Consider the following 14,850-nt stretch of genomic DNA (forward strand, 5'->3'; position numbering starts at 1 on the left):
TCTCGTCATCTCTGCCATTGCCATATCTACCCTACCGCAGTACTGCCGTGGTCAAGGGAGTCACAGGCCCGGATGCAGGTGTACGTCCCTGAATCATTGATAATTTGACTGTTGACAGGTGTGGCAAAACGTGATTTCCAAACAGTTCACACTCTTCAATCAGAGGATAACCTGACAAGATGAACGCCCTGATTCCCATATCCATATAACGATTTATCTTCCAAAGAATTTGCTCTGGCGTACCAACCAATGCCGCCCCACAGCCAGATCGCGCCCGACCAATACCACCCCACAACAGAGGCTCTAAGTAATCTGATATGGATTTTGCCCGGATCTCATCTTGGCGTAAAACACCCAAAGATTTGTGGTCTTGTGTACGTTCTTTAAGGTTGAAGCCAGCTGGATCAAATTTTGACATAATATTCTGTGCCCAGGCACGGGCTTCTTCTTCTGTTGAGCGCACAATAACATGAACACGGAAACCAAAGTCAATCTGACGACCATATTTGGCGGCTCTAAAACTCATGTCCTGCATGGTTGCGTAAATGCTTTCTTCTGGTTCTGGCCACATCAGGTAGACATCACAATATTTGGCACACACTTCTTTTGAACCCTCTGAAATGCCACCAAAATATAGCAGTGGTCCGCCATTTTGCTGATAGGGCTTCACTGGGTCTGTGGTATCAAGTTTGACTTGATAGATTTCACCTCCAAAATCAATACTTTCCTTAGTCCAGGCTTGTTTGAGGATGTCAATAGTTTCGCAGCATCGTTTGTAACGCAGTTCGGGACTTTCTATTACACCAGGCAGATTGGAATTAATAATATTGATAGTCAATCGGCCTTTGAGAATATGATCGAGGGTAGCGATATGACGCGCCAGCATGGTAGGGAAAATTTCACCTGTCCGTAAAGCCGTCAGCATATTGATGTTGAAGGTTTGCGGGCCCATAGCAGAGGCAAACGGAATCACTTCCTGCCCAACGAGGTATGAGGTCGGCAGTAGTATATTACCAAAGCCCATTCGCTCGGCGGTCAGCATGATGTTTCGGCAGTGCTCATAGTTGCTCCGGCGTTTTTCGTCTAGTACACCTAAATATTGTGTATCGCCCCCACAAAGGTCGTCAAACCAGGCAACTTCAGCATTTCGTAATGGTGTTCGGATCGCAACAGATTTTAGAGGTTCGGTGAGCATTGGTTTGTGATTTTCATCTCAATGGCAAGTCCAATTTATCGTGTTTTACAGCCTTCTTGGGTATCCGCCGAAGTATCTGCCTGAAGGGGACACGTTGTCAACTTTTGTTGCGGAACGTGCTGAGAGGAAAAGTTGTACCGCCCACAATATACGGGGCTTGTACCGAAAATCCTTTTTCTCCTCTGCTCCTCTGCCCCTCTGCTTTCTTGTCAAGGGACAGAAACGACAATTCATTAGACAGCTACGAATGCGATCGCGTAAGAAAGCCACTAAGTAAAAAGGCAAAAAAGTGTGCGTTAGGTATTCCTGTAATCTTTATCTGGATACCAGCCCCTGAATTTCTTCATGGGTTTTTTTTTACTTGGTTGAAACCAAAATAAAGCTGTACACTTTTATGATGATGCTTGGGACGAGCGCAAACCAATGCGAGTCAAAATCTCGTTGCTGACTCGCTCTCCTGATTCTAGTGCCGATTCCATTCCACCAGATACGATGGCAGTATGTTCCCCTGCAAAGAAAATTCGCTGCCAGGGTTTAGACATTTTGTCTTGAAATCGCTGGATTTGTCCGGGTGCAAAGTGAGAATAAGCACCCAGAGCATAGCGATCACGTCCCCAAGAAACAACGCTCAGAATCTCGACCTTTCCTTCTGTTCCAGGACGAATTCGCGTCATTTCCGAGGTAACATATTTGGCTAATGCGTCTGCACTCATGCCATCCAACTGTTTGGCATTAGTTCCAGTTGCCCAGGAGACTAAGCTTTCCACCCGCCCTTGCTCATCTCGAACCGGTAACACACTTTCAAGTAGTGAGTCTGTCCACATCATCGGCGGATAGCCATCAGTTTCCCAGAATGGATGACCAACCTGAAAGCGAATCTGTGTCACTGTTGTGTAGGGCAATTCCTGCACTGCCTGTGCCTGTATCTTTGGTAATGGCGGGGTGATTTCTACCTGGCGCAACACCGAAAACGGCAACGTCACCACCGTATAATCAGCATCGAACTTCGAGCCATCTGAGCAGTAAACTTTTACACCTGTTGCCTGAGAGTGAATCGACTCTACGATTTTGTTTAACTGTACAGGAGACTTGAGAGAGGCTGCCATCTTTTCCGGCAAACGACTGTTACCGTTCTGAATATGCATTGGTTGTCGGCTGCGAGTTTGGGCGCGCTGGTCATTCCGTAATGCCCATAGCGCAGATGTATGATTTATACTGTTGAACAGAGAAGCTGGATTAAAGTTGATTAACCGTAAAGCTTCATTTGAGGCACCTTGAGCGCGGAGATATTTATCTAGGGGAATATCTAGATCTGAATATTTCGGCTTGATCCAAGCCATCGCATTTTCTAGGGGATTGTGTTTGCGGAGGTAATGACTCAGTAATTCTGGGGGAAGCAGAGAACGTTCGCTCTTTGCCAACTGATTGGCAGCAGAAATAGCCCAGTCTTTTTGCAGTACTGCTTGACCTCTAATATACAGCAGCGATTCCTTGTCTAAGCCCAGCCTTGGCTCAGTTGGGACTTGTAAGCGTTCAGCCAGTGCTAACAAGCGCCGATATTTTTCGCTCAAAGATTGTGCCCCTGCTTCTGGCTTACCGGGGATATCATCCAAGGTATGGACGCGACCACCGACGCGATCGCGTGCCTCTAAAACCCTCACTGACAAACCCTTGGCTTCTAACAACAATGCCGTATATAGCCCAGATAAACCTGCACCGAGAACCAGCACTGAGGTCGTAGGCTTACTTGCCACCATCACTTGCCTAGATGCTCGACCCGTAACGAGTAATGCTAGGGCTGATTGGCTCATGCTCCATAAGAATTCACGGCGATTCCAGCTTTTTGTCATGTTATTTTATTATTCCTTTGAAATTTTGAGGCTAACTTCCGGCGATGACAAACTACAGCTATTTTCCGACTTTTTCATCCACCAGCGACTCAAACAAAACAAACATCTTCATTTCTGGAGTTTAGACTAGTCAGGAGTGCGAAACTCAGAAGGCTCACTTTATAAAGCCTAAAAACCAAGGTTTTAGTTCCTTGAAACATCTTAAATCCTAATTGGGAGAAAAATTGATAACCGTCTTTGGCTGAGTTCGCAGCACCAAAAAGCGAAGTAGCTCAGGAGGAAGCAATTCAACAATTTCCTTTGCACTTGAGCCAACCCCTTTCGATGAACTTAGCTCCTTACGAAAATCATCGTCGTATATTGCTTCATAGTAAAATGTAGCAGTTATGATCTGATCTACAGTAAGTCAGCGTCTTTAAGGCTGGTGGCATCAAGGTTTGCATTTTCAAGATTAGCACTTTGCTAAAGCCCTTGTCTTGCAAAAACTAGCAAAACTCTGCTAAAAGTGCTAAAGATAAATGATTCGTAGCTTGAGAAGTACACATGAAAACTACTGGTATTCATCATATAGCCATTATTTGTTCTGACTATCAACGCTCCAAAAAATTTTATGTAGAAGTTTTAGGCTTTCCGATTATTCAAGAGACTTTTCGTGCCGAGAGAAATTCTTATAAATTAGATTTGCAAGTTGGAGAAAATGCTCAAATAGAGTTATTCTCTTTCCCAACTCCTCCAGAACGGGCTAGTAAACCAGAGGCTTGTGGTTTAAGGCATATTGCTTTTAAAGTTGATGATGTTGAGCAAACTGTTTTTTATTTAAAATCGAAAGGATTAGAGGTAGAAAATATCAGAGTTGATGAAATTACAGGTAAAAAATTTGCTTTCTTTAAAGACCCAGACAACTTGCCATTGGAGATTTATGAGAATTAACCTAACAAACAGTGGTTGTTCTATACTTAAGATAAAAAATATACTATAAGGAGCTAAATTAAGTGACATAAAGCTACTTGTTAAATCTTTTACCTCTGTAAAGTTCCAATTATTGATAATTTAGACATATAAGCGTATCCATCTCTAATTTAGAATACTAAAACCTTGCAAAAACGTACAGAATTATTTCCTACTGATTCACATTTTCGAGGTTCACCTTGATAGTTAATCAAAGCGTTTTTAGCATGATGCAACGAATTTATAGGCACAAATATATCAGTTTTATTATAAGTCCAAAAAACTGAGTGATTTCTATATGCAAACAGTAACTCACCTAAATTATTATTTTGTCTTAATAGCAACGTTACCAATTGGTATTCGAGGAACGTTAGTTATAATCTCAATTATTCAGATTAATTACAAATTTGCTATGGGCAAAGAAATTAGCTCTTCTGGTGTAACGTATCGACCTTTCGCTTTTTTTAGTAAAGTTTGAATTTGAAGTAGTTTATTTCCTATTACTTGAATTACGATTATATGCTCATTTTCATGAATATCAAATATAAGCATTTTATTTTTTAATGCCAATAATAAATCTTGATTGACTGTGAACATATAATCAGCATAAAATTCACTAGGTGGTAAGCTTTGTAAAAAATTGTTACTTTCTTCTATTGTTTTAAAAATTCCAGCAATTTTTATAAAACTCATATTTACCTCTCCTGAGAAAATTTTTTATAATTATTACACTTTAAATTTAGATGGTTGCTCGGCTAGCAAGTATTATTTATATTTCTTAATTTCTATTGAGTTTGACTGGTGGAGAAAGTATACAAAAAAGGCTGAGACTTAAATAAAAATATAAAACAAGTTTGAATTCTAGGTAAAAGTGATATAAATTGAGCACCTATCGCTTTTTCTGAGCTTTCCAAGTTCCACTGTAAACATAAAATGGGTTGTTTTCACTGACAGAAGTCCAACATTCAGAACAAACAAAAATCCACTTATTACCCTCTTGATATTTCACCCTATACAAAATCGGTGCAGCCAACCTACACCGATCGCACAATTTATATTTAATTGCACCTGATATTTCCCTCACGCCAATGCTGAAGCTTGGGGTTTGGCAAAAATCATTCGTCCTGCTGTAGTTTGTAAAGCACTGGTGACTACTACTCGCAGTTCACCACCCACATAACTACTACCTTCTTCAACAACTACCATTGTGCCGTCATCTAGGTAGCCGATGCCTTGACTGGGTTCTTTGCCTTCCTTGAGAATTTTCAAATCCAGGTTGTCACCAGGTAAATAACTGGGACGGACGGCGTTCACTAAATCATTCACATTCAAAACAGGTACTTTCTGGACGCTGGCAACTTTAGACAAGTTGTAGTCGTTGGTTAGCAGTGTACCGCTGATTTCTTGGGCGAAGCGCACTAATTTCGCATCGACTGTAGGAATATCTTCATAGTCAACTGCATTAATCAGGATGCGATCGGGGTAATCTTCCTTAATGCGGTTGAGAATTTCTAGTCCTCGCCTTCCCCGCACACGCTTTTGGTCTTTGCTAGCATCCGCTACTTGTTGCAGTTCTTGCAAGACAAACTGCGGTACAAGAATTTGCCCTTCTAAAAACCCTGTTTCTAGTAAGGCTTCAATCCGACCATCGATAATGCAACTGGTGTCTAAAACTTTGGTATTGGCGGGTTTTAGCGTTCCTTCCACAACCATCGATTCGACGGTGTTGGGATTAATGAACCGCAATAAACCTCGCCCGTGGGTATCTGCCAAATTCATCCCAGTGACGGAGAGGATAATACTGCCGACAACTGCCACCAGTGGCTTAATAAATCCAAAATCCGCCGGTATAGGTAGCAAAAATAGTGGGGCTAGCATCAGGTTAGCTAGTAATAGCCCAATCACTAAGCCAATGGCACGAGTTAAGATCACTTCCAGAGGCATTTCTTTGACTTGTGATTCTAGGCGACGATATGTCGTCTGGAAACTCAGCCCGATCGCACCACCAATAATAGCGGCAAACACGGCAACAACTAAGCGTAAAGCTTCAACATTTGTTACCTGATCTAGCGTGCCATTGGGTAGTAGTTCGATGCTGTAGAACCCTATTCCCGACGCTGCTAGGATAAATGAGAAAACGATAATGGCGTCAAGCATGGTTGTCTTGTTTTCCTACAACTGTGGTAACCGATAGAGTTAAGTATTTTTTATTTCATCGGTAAGATAAACTCATCAATATTGACTTACACTAAGGGTTTAGTAGGACAATATCTGCAATTATTATAACGAAAGCCTTTTATCTTAATATTTTTCATTGTTTCGTTGTAAAACGACAAAAACTTGTAAATAAACTACTCATTTTCATTGTCTCTAATTCGCAGTAGGTTTAACTTAAAACTTTTCTCAAAATGAGTCAAAAATTTAGTATTTCTGGAATTGCGAGTTCTGCTTATGTGCATATTCCCTTTTGCAGACGGCGGTGTTTTTATTGTGATTTCCCGGTGTCTGTTGTCGGCGATCGCTTGCGGGGCGAAACATCTGGCACTATCTGCCAATATGTTGAGGTGCTATGTCAAGAAATTGCCATCACACCAGCATTTGGTCAACCCCTGAAGACAATTTTCTTCGGTGGTGGTACTCCTTCGCTGCTATCAATAGAGCAGCTACAACGGATACTCAGAGAGCTAGAGAAGCGTTTTGGTATTGCGCCTGGGGCAGAAATTTCTATGGAAATAGACCCAGCCACCTTTGATTTAGCACATATATCAGGCTATCGCAGTGCAGGCGTGAACCGGGTAAGTTTAGGTGTACAAGCCTTTCAAGAAGAATTATTGCAAAGGGCGGGGCGATCGCACTCAGTTGAAGATATTTTTGCGGCTGTGGAACTAATCCACCAAGTCGAGGTTCCCAAATTTAGTTTAGACTTAATTTCCGGGTTGCCGCATCAGTCTTTGGATCAATGGCAGGATTCCCTAACAAAAGCGGTGGCGCTTTTACCCACTCACATATCTATCTATGATCTTACCATCGAACCAGGTACAGCCTTTGGTCGTTACTACAAACCTGGTGATACTCCAATGCCTACGGATGAAGCCACAGTCAAAATGTACCAAATGGGGCAGCAAGTTTTGACTGATGCAGGTTATCAGCATTATGAAATTTCCAATTATGCCCAACCTGGTCATCAGTGTCGGCATAATCGAGTGTATTGGGAAAACCGCCCTTACTATGGCTTTGGGATGGGTGCAGCGAGTTATGTTGAGGGGAAGCGCTTCACTCGTCCGCGTAAAACTAGGGAGTATTACCAGTGGGTGGAAGCTGGCGGTGTGATTGATTGTAATGTGACACCCCCAAAAGAAGTATTGTTAGAAACGCTAATGTTGGGGTTGCGTTTGGCAGAGGGTTTGAGTTTGGTGGCGTTGGCGGAAGCATTTGGGGAAGAGAAGGTAGAGGAGATTTGTAGGTGTTTGCGATCGTATTTTGATAAAGGTTGGGTAGAAGTTTTAGAGGGAAGATTGCGTTTGATTGATCCCCAAGGGTTTTTGTTTTCTAATGTGGTGTTGGCGGAGTTGTTTGAAAAGTTGGGGTGACGAACTGCTTATGCAAAAAAATAAAGTTAGAAAAGCTGTGATTCCAGTAGCTGGTTTTGGGACTCGTTTGTTTCCAGCTACCAAAGTTGTGAAAAAAGAACTTTTCCCGATTATTGATCAAGATGGTAGGGCAAAACCTGTTATTCTTGCAATTATTGAAGAGGCAATTAGTGCTGGAATTGCAGAAGTAGCGATCGTGGTGCAGCCAGATGACAAAGAAATATTTGAAGATTTATTGAAAAATCCACCCAAAAAAGAACTTTTACAAAAACTTTCACTGCAAAATCAAGAATATAGCCGATATCTTGAAGATTTAGGTAGCAAAATTATCATTTTATTGCAAGAGGAGCAATTAGGCTATGGTCATGCGGTATTTTGTACCAAGGATTGGGTGCAAGATGAGCCGTTTCTGTTAATGTTGGGCGACCACATTTATGCATCTGACATTGAAAAATCTTGTGCTAGTCAAGTTTTAGATGTTTACGAACAAGTTAATCAAAGCGTTGTAGGTTTAACTACAATGCCAGTAGAGATTATTCATAAAGCTGGATGTGTAACAGGAGTTTGGCAAGAGTTAAACTCGATTTTGTCAGTTACACAACTCTATGAAAAACCTACCATTGAGTATGCACAACAACATCTACGTGTAGAGGCAATGGCAGAAAATGAGTTTTTAGGTATATTTGGCTTGTATTTACTTACGCCGAAAATTTTTGACTTTCTCGCAGAACATATTAACCAAAATTTTCGAGAACGAGGTGAATTTCAGTTAACATCTTGTCTTGAGAGATTGCGTGAGGAAGAGGGAATGACAGGATATGTTGTTAAAGGTAAGTGTTTTGATACAGGTTTGCCAGATGCTTATCGCCAGACAATGATTGATTTTAGAAGTGTTTCCTAGCTCAAATAAACACTTAGAGGATGTTTTAAAAGTCCCAGGAAGTATAATTTTGTTGTTCTCACTTGGGTTAACTTCGACGATAAATCAAAGTTTTAGCCATGTACTGAGATACTTTGCTGTGCTAACTAGAAGAGCAAAAGACCCTTTTAAAACATCCTGTTAGTAAGGCTTACGGAAAACTTTTTGGCAAGCGATCGCAGAAAAAAGGACGAAATAACTCACAGGCCAGACTTACCTTTATACCATGTAGATGCACCAACCCCATCTTGTACAACTGAGAGGCTTGCACCGCCTCACAATCTACAAGATTTGATTGCCGAAGGATTTCTGTAAACAATGGTAATAAATCGGGATAGTGTTGCAGGTTCGACCATTGCTGTTCTAAATGGTCTGCATAGATAGCAGTGGCGAGCGCAGAATTTTCTAAGAGTTGTTCTCGGGTGATTGTCTGGTGATGTAAATTGTAAAATGCCAATTGCAACCGATAGGGATGTCCGCCCAACAGGGCGATCACCTTCTTAATCTGTTGCGCCGTCATTTGCTCTCCCCATCGTCGGGCTAATTCCTGTACTTGATCTGGGGTAAACTCAGGTAACTCAATAACTAGCCCAGTATTCAATAAAGATTGATTGCTCGCAACGTTCATCTGGATTTCAGTCGAATGAACCGTTACCAGCCGTAGGTTGTGCCAAGGATTGCTGTCTGCTACCCTTGCTTTAGCTTGCTCAGACCAGGTTCGCAAAAGTAGAAGAAATTCACGAGCAATGTCGGGGTAGGCAAACAGCTGATTAAGTTCATCGATCGCAATCACCAGAGGGCGATCAAGGTTAACTAAGATCGCATCCTCGAAGTAGTCTGTGGCGTTCGATTTGCTACCCAAGGATTGAGTCCAAAAATTGGCGATAGTGTTCGGTAAATCTAACTGCTTGCTGACTCTGGCACAGAACCATTGTAAAAAGCATTCTAAGTTCTGTAAAATCTCATCGTTGGCAAGTTGCAAGCTCACGGAAACAGTTTTATATCCGAGATTTTTTGAGTAAGCCAGGATACGAGTCATTAGCGAGGTTTTACCCATTTGCTTTGGGGCGCGGATGTTGATCGACACACCCGATTGCTGGATAGCTTCGTAACAGAGCGATTCGAGGATGGGACGGTCAATGTAGAAGACTGAATCCAGAGGCATCTGCCCTCCTGGTGGGGTGAGAAGACGAGGTTGCAGATTGTCTTGTGGTCGTTCTATTTTGTGGGTTTGGGAGGTATTGCTGCGATCGCCGAGTGTCTCCAACGGAGAATCGTAGATTGGTTTGATAGTTAAACAGATTTCAGCTGGGGACATTGAGCCAATCTCTGCAAAATTGTCTTGTTCAGGTAACGGGTAAAGATAATCCTCTTTTAACAAGGTTAGATTCAAGGCATTGAAACAGCACTCCAAGGTTCGCTTATCGACTCCTACTGAGCCAGTAAAGACCTTGCTGAGAGTATTAGGAGTTAAACCTGTTTTCTCACTGAGGTCTTCGAGAGTACATCGCTTAAAGTTTTTCTGAATTTCTACCTCAGCTTTTGCTTGATTGAGTTTTCTGAAACCTTGATCTGTAAGAATTGCACCCCGCCGCCGTAGATGATTTTTCGATTGCAACTGCATTTTTTACTATTAATAAAGTCTAAAAATATGTTTAGTAATCTGCTTACTAAATAGAAGTTATGCAAAATTAGAGATTATTTAGTAAAATCAGCAGTATAGTTCTTAACTTTTGTTTTTTTTCAAAGTTAATGATAACATTAATTAATATTTTGAAGCGATTAAATCTTCAATAACTAAAACCGATATAGCAAAAGACTTTGGGTAATTGCTGATGCTAAATCCTTATCTTTTTTCTTAAAATTGCAAACTTTGGTGGTGTTGACAGCAGAAAATCTGCATTATTGAGTCATAAGCGGTTCAGAAGTTACTGAACAAAATCGAGTAAAAAACCCTTAACTCGAAAAATTCCGAAATTGATGACTTTATTTGGAGATTAAAACTATGGTTAGCCTAGCATCTGTAACATTCAAAAATTCCACTGCTGGTGGCAACGCAAATATTTTCTATAAAGTGGCAGGGAATAACGCTAGAAACATGGTTACCGTGTTACCCAATCAAACCAGTACCGAAATCGATGGCACATTGTTGAGCATCGATATAGATACATGGGACAAAAGCGGTCACCACGTCACGAAAAACTACGATTTCACAGGATATCTCCCAAAGGGAGTATGGGTAAAGGATGAATCTCCCTACACCCTAAATACAGTGATAGATGTCGATGGTTCTACTTTATTGCTCAATATCAAGGACAACGGAAACGATGATGTGGTGGTTTGGAAAAAACCAGTTTTTAAAGCCTTTGCAGCTAAAGGATTTGCAGCGACCATGACTAAACAAGAAGTCTTTAACCAATTAAAAGCAGGCATTAGTTATGAGCAGGCGAGTGGGTATTCAATCTCTACTCTTAAAGAAATCTTGTCAGACCTGCAACCAGTTAATTACAAATGGTTGACATACTCTGCGGATAGACACTCTTGGAGTGCAGAAATTAAGGGAAATTCCTGGGCTACTAATCTGGATACTATTGAGCCAGGCATAGCATATCCGACAATTGTTGAGGAATTATCCCAAGCAATTCAAGCAGCAGACCAGGCTAATTTGTTGGTCAATTCATATACACCAGAAGCCGTGGAGGGATTGATATTAAGAGTGTCTGAGGCAATTTCGGCAGCAGCGAAAATTCCTTACTTATTGCAAGACCTTAATCGGCCGCGTCTAGCTGTAGAAAAAGCCATACAGACTAGCGTTAATATGCGGGTCACGAACAAATCACAATCGAATAAAACTATACTCGTGTTCCAGAAAGACATTAAGCCTCTAAGCGTTAAGAATTGCTTTGTTGGTGCATGGCAAGTTAAAAACCTTGCCCCTGGCTCAAACTTAGACTTTGTTATTCCCGTAGAAATAACTGTTAGAGCAGTTGATACTCTTCCATCTGCTACAATTAGCACGAACCTGTTGCCTGCTCAATATGGTCAAAAATTCGTAATCGATGATTCTAGCGGGGCGCTAACACTTACACAGTCGGGCGATGCTCCCGATCCGACTACAATTTCAGTTTCTAATAAGAAAGGAAATGAGAGGCCTTATGGAGTTGGCGTATACAAGAATGAGCGTTTTGTTGTTGGCTACAGCAACGTACCTCCTAATACCAGTGCATCTATCTCAATCGAACCCAAAGTTTATCTCTCTTTTGCTTTTGACTTTAAGAAAGGAGATATATTTCAGGCTGCTCTAGTTGCCAACTCCGAATATTTTTATGATCTGCAAGGACATCCAAATATTGTTGTGGAATTGACAGAAGATCCTAACAGTCATCAAATTGATTTTGGATCTGCCCAATATCCAGATAGTATCCCCCAGTTTGGCCCAGACCTCTAATACCATTTCTTTGTGAGGCTGCGTCAAATTTTCTTTCTTTACTTTGTGTCCTTTGCATTCTTTTTTGGCGCATCTTCATACATACAGAATTGGTATAAATAAATTAGTGCTTGGTTAGTTCGTCTGGTTAGCTACTAAGGAAAGTAGAAAACATGCAAACATAAGGGGCTTGGCTTTCACTAGACTTAGCAAGAAGATAATAAAGCACTATTACTATCTTCTTGCTATACTAAAACTTGCGATCGCCTATCTTGTAGCGACTGTCTTAAAAGTCAAGCGATCGCTCTTTTTGATTGAAGTGCGATCGTTTTTTTATGTGCGTTATGGAGTGTGCTCGCTTGATCTTTAAGTTACGCTTTGGCTAACGCACCTTCTGAAGTGTCAATGCGATCGGCAAATTTTAAGAATGCGGACGAAAAACTCTTTCAAAAGGCTGTTTACGATAGCGTCGATAGATATCAAAATCCTGATCCAGAGTGGCGATCGCTCCTGATTCTTGCAAGTAATATCATGTCCGGTTAATCACTTATGATTACCGCATCTGTGCAAAAATCGGAAAAGTCTCTTTCCCCCTGCCGTCTAAACGATAAGTCTTTAAGCGGACATGATATAAGCTGCTACGACGGGCTTTGCCGACGCTAATTTTGTAAAGACAGTCTTAATATGAGTTAAGCTAAAGTGCGTCAATGGGTCAGCATTGAAAACAATGCTTTGGATTAGAGGATGAATCAGTATTTTGCAACGGTTGCTCGCGGATTAGAAACCCTCGCGGCTCAAGAGTTAGAGCAATTGGGAGCCTATTCTGTAGAGCCAGGATTTTGCGGTGTCGCCTTTGAAGGCGATCGCACTCTACTTTATCGCGTCAACCTCTGGGCTAGGCTGCCGTTCCGAATCTTGGTGAATATCCATGAGTTTCCTTGCCTTGATGCCAAGGATCTCTATCGCGGCATCCAGAGCATCGATTGGCTAAACTATTTGACGCCAGACATGACGCTGGCAGTGAATACCACGGGCAAAAACGATCACCTGAACCACACCCACTTCACGGCTCTCCAAGTCAAAAATGCGATCGTTGATCAGCAGCATGAAAATCTGGGTGAGCGTTCAAATGTAGAACTTTATGAACCAGATGTGCGGATCAATGTTCATATTGAACGCGACTTTTGTACCGTCAAACTCGACAGTTCTGGAAATAGTCTGCACCGCCGAGGCTACCGCCCTGCGGTTGGAGTAGCCCCACTAAAGGAATCTCTGGCTGCTGCCCTGATTCAACTTTCGGGCTGGCAGCCAGACCAGATGTTCTACGATCCTCTCTGTGGGTCTGGCACTTTACCCCTGGAAGCTAGCTTAAAGGCACTTAACATAGCACCAGGGCTGTTTCGCGATTGCTTTGGATTTGAAACTTGGCTCGATTTTGATCTGTCTCTTTTAGAAAAGCTACTCCAAGAAGCTAAGGATAGCCAACTGGACACCCTGACTGCACCTATTTGGGGAAGCGATCGCGATGAAAATATAATCGAGCAAGCGATTAACAATGCTCAAAATTGCGGCGTTGATAACCATGTATGGTTTTCTCAAATGGAGCTTGCCGATGTTGTCGCCCCCGCAGACAGTGGAATTTTATTCTGCAATCCACCCTATGGCGAACGGCTGGGGCGAGATAGCGATTTGGGGGCATTTTACAAACTTTTGGGCGATGTGCTGAAACAACGCTTCAAAGGCTGGACTGCATTTGTGCTGAGTGGCAACAAGGAACTGTCTCAATCGATTGGACTAAAATCATCCCAACGGATTGCAGTGTACAACGGAACGCTGCCCTGTCAGTTAATGAAATATGAGCTTTACTAAGTACAGCTCATATTTCATTAATTCGTAGCGAATTAAAAAAAGGCAATACCTTGTAATGCCAATGCGTCCCGATACAATGTTAATGCGTCCCTCTGCAATGCCAATGAATCCCGATACAATGTTAATGCGTTGGTTGCATTGTTAATGCGTCCCTCTGCAATGCCAATGAATCCCGATATCATGTTAATGCGTCGGTCGCATTGTTAATGCGTTCCCCTGCATAAAAAACGCTACGCTTTTATGCAAAACTGTACTAAGACAGAATCGATCAGATTTTGCAATTTCCGGTTTGTAGTATGTTTAAGGCGATCGCTCTCAACTACTTCTGCTTAGTAAAAAATACATTGCCTCAAAATTTAGTGACACTGGGGATGTGCTATATTGTCGGAGTTTGTGAGAACCGCGACATAAATCCGCTGTTGCGTGGAATTGGCTATCTCAATAGACTCATATAAGTCGATGAGATGTTTAATTCTCTTTTAGAAATTTAACTTGAGCTAAAAAAAACTTTAACCCTTTTCTGAGCATAGATTTTGAGAGTTAATACCAAATTACTGTGAAGCTGCATGAATCCATGAAAGGCTGCAAGGCTTATGAACTAACGGTTTTAGCTTTCTAATTCTATGCAACTTCATACAAAATTGGTATAAGATCACAAATGCTTTAAAAAAGTCCCACTATAATCAGTGACTGATAATCTGCAATTTATTTATTGTTAAAAGGCTATTTATGTCAGACCAATTCACGTTTACCGTTACCAATAAAACCGAACTGGCAATTACAGAGTTATGGGTATCTGTCGATGATGAAGAGTGGGCTTCATTTAGCTTGGGTGAGTCAGGGATTCCATCAGGTGAAACAGCAACAATTGCTTGGGCTGAATATACGAATGGTTCGCCCTGTGAATGGTACATCTCTGCTGTATTTGAAGATGAATCAGAAACTGAGTCAGCCCTATTTACAGCAGTTTGCGATCAAAAAAACCACAAAAATAACTATCGAATAGGCTCAAAAAATAGACCACAATGATTAAACCAATTTAGAGCGTTTTC

At 41.6% G+C, this 14,850-nt stretch carries 11 protein-coding genes and 2 pseudogenes; 6 read left to right on the forward strand and 7 right to left on the reverse strand.

Annotation, left to right across the window (positions count from 1 at the left end; genetic code table 11):
- Positions 1-31 precede the first annotated feature (31 nt).
- From V7K48_RS20540 to V7K48_RS20550, 3 genes and pseudogenes are all read right to left on the reverse strand, one after another.
- Positions 32-1,195, reverse strand: a complete 1,164-nt coding sequence (locus tag V7K48_RS20540; protein ID WP_335075060.1) for an LLM class flavin-dependent oxidoreductase — start codon at positions 1,193-1,195, stop codon at positions 32-34.
- A gap of 392 nt (positions 1,196-1,587) precedes the next feature.
- Positions 1,588-3,045 (reverse strand): flavin monoamine oxidase family protein, encoded by a 1,458-nt coding sequence (locus V7K48_RS20545; protein ID WP_335075061.1) that lies wholly within the window; start codon positions 3,043-3,045, stop codon positions 1,588-1,590.
- 211 nt (positions 3,046-3,256) lie between these two features.
- Positions 3,257-3,436, reverse strand: a pseudogene (locus V7K48_RS20550) (hypothetical protein); the annotation flags it as partial.
- Between the two features lie 152 nt (positions 3,437-3,588).
- Between V7K48_RS20550 and gloA2 the strand changes: the two are divergent.
- The gene (gene gloA2 / locus V7K48_RS20555) at positions 3,589-3,975 is read left to right on the forward strand and encodes an SMU1112c/YaeR family gloxylase I-like metalloprotein (protein WP_335075062.1); all 387 of its coding nucleotides are present in this window, start codon (positions 3,589-3,591) and stop codon (positions 3,973-3,975) included.
- 417 nt (positions 3,976-4,392) lie between these two features.
- Here gloA2 and V7K48_RS20560 read toward each other — a convergent pair whose 3' ends face one another.
- Positions 4,393-4,686 carry a hypothetical protein gene (locus V7K48_RS20560; protein ID WP_335075063.1) on the reverse strand — a complete coding sequence of 98 codons (294 nt, stop codon included), beginning with the start codon at positions 4,684-4,686 and terminating at the stop codon, positions 4,393-4,395.
- 387 nt (positions 4,687-5,073) lie between these two features.
- Positions 5,074-6,150, reverse strand: a complete 1,077-nt coding sequence (locus tag V7K48_RS20565) for a PIN/TRAM domain-containing protein (protein ID WP_334970085.1) — start codon at positions 6,148-6,150, stop codon at positions 5,074-5,076.
- A 251-nt stretch (positions 6,151-6,401) separates the two neighbouring features.
- Here V7K48_RS20565 and hemW point away from each other — a divergent pair, with 251 nt between their 5' ends.
- The gene (gene hemW / locus V7K48_RS20570) at positions 6,402-7,583 is read left to right on the forward strand and encodes a radical SAM family heme chaperone HemW (protein WP_335075064.1); all 1,182 of its coding nucleotides are present in this window, start codon (positions 6,402-6,404) and stop codon (positions 7,581-7,583) included.
- A gap of 10 nt (positions 7,584-7,593) precedes the next feature.
- Complete coding sequence (locus tag V7K48_RS20575; RefSeq protein ID WP_335075065.1) at positions 7,594-8,484, forward strand: UTP--glucose-1-phosphate uridylyltransferase; 891 nt, start codon at positions 7,594-7,596, stop codon at positions 8,482-8,484.
- Positions 8,485-8,653: 169 nt separating this feature from the next.
- Here the strand turns inward: V7K48_RS20575 and V7K48_RS20580 are convergent, their stop codons facing one another.
- On the reverse strand, positions 8,654-10,126 hold the full coding sequence (locus V7K48_RS20580; protein ID WP_335075066.1) for an AAA-like domain-containing protein: 1,473 nt from the start codon (positions 10,124-10,126) through the stop codon (positions 8,654-8,656).
- 381 nt (positions 10,127-10,507) lie between these two features.
- Between V7K48_RS20580 and V7K48_RS20585 the strand changes: the two genes are divergently transcribed.
- On the forward strand, positions 10,508-11,950 hold the full coding sequence (locus tag V7K48_RS20585; RefSeq protein ID WP_335075067.1) for a hypothetical protein: 1,443 nt from the start codon (positions 10,508-10,510) through the stop codon (positions 11,948-11,950).
- A gap of 400 nt (positions 11,951-12,350) precedes the next feature.
- Here the strand turns inward: V7K48_RS20585 and V7K48_RS20590 are convergent.
- Positions 12,351-12,437: pseudogene (locus tag V7K48_RS20590) on the reverse strand (VapC toxin family PIN domain ribonuclease); the annotation flags it as partial.
- A 236-nt stretch (positions 12,438-12,673) separates the two neighbouring features.
- Between V7K48_RS20590 and V7K48_RS20595 the strand changes: the two are divergent.
- Both V7K48_RS20595 and V7K48_RS20600 read left to right on the forward strand, forming a co-directional pair.
- On the forward strand, positions 12,674-13,798 hold the full coding sequence (locus V7K48_RS20595) for a THUMP domain-containing class I SAM-dependent RNA methyltransferase (protein WP_335075068.1): 1,125 nt from the start codon (positions 12,674-12,676) through the stop codon (positions 13,796-13,798).
- Between the two features lie 729 nt (positions 13,799-14,527).
- On the forward strand, positions 14,528-14,827 hold the full coding sequence (locus tag V7K48_RS20600) for a hypothetical protein (protein WP_335075069.1): 300 nt from the start codon (positions 14,528-14,530) through the stop codon (positions 14,825-14,827).
- Positions 14,828-14,850: the final 23 nt, after the last annotated feature.

The organism is Nostoc sp., assembly GCF_036919615.1.
GTDB lineage: Bacteria > Cyanobacteriota > Cyanobacteriia > Cyanobacteriales > Nostocaceae > Nostoc.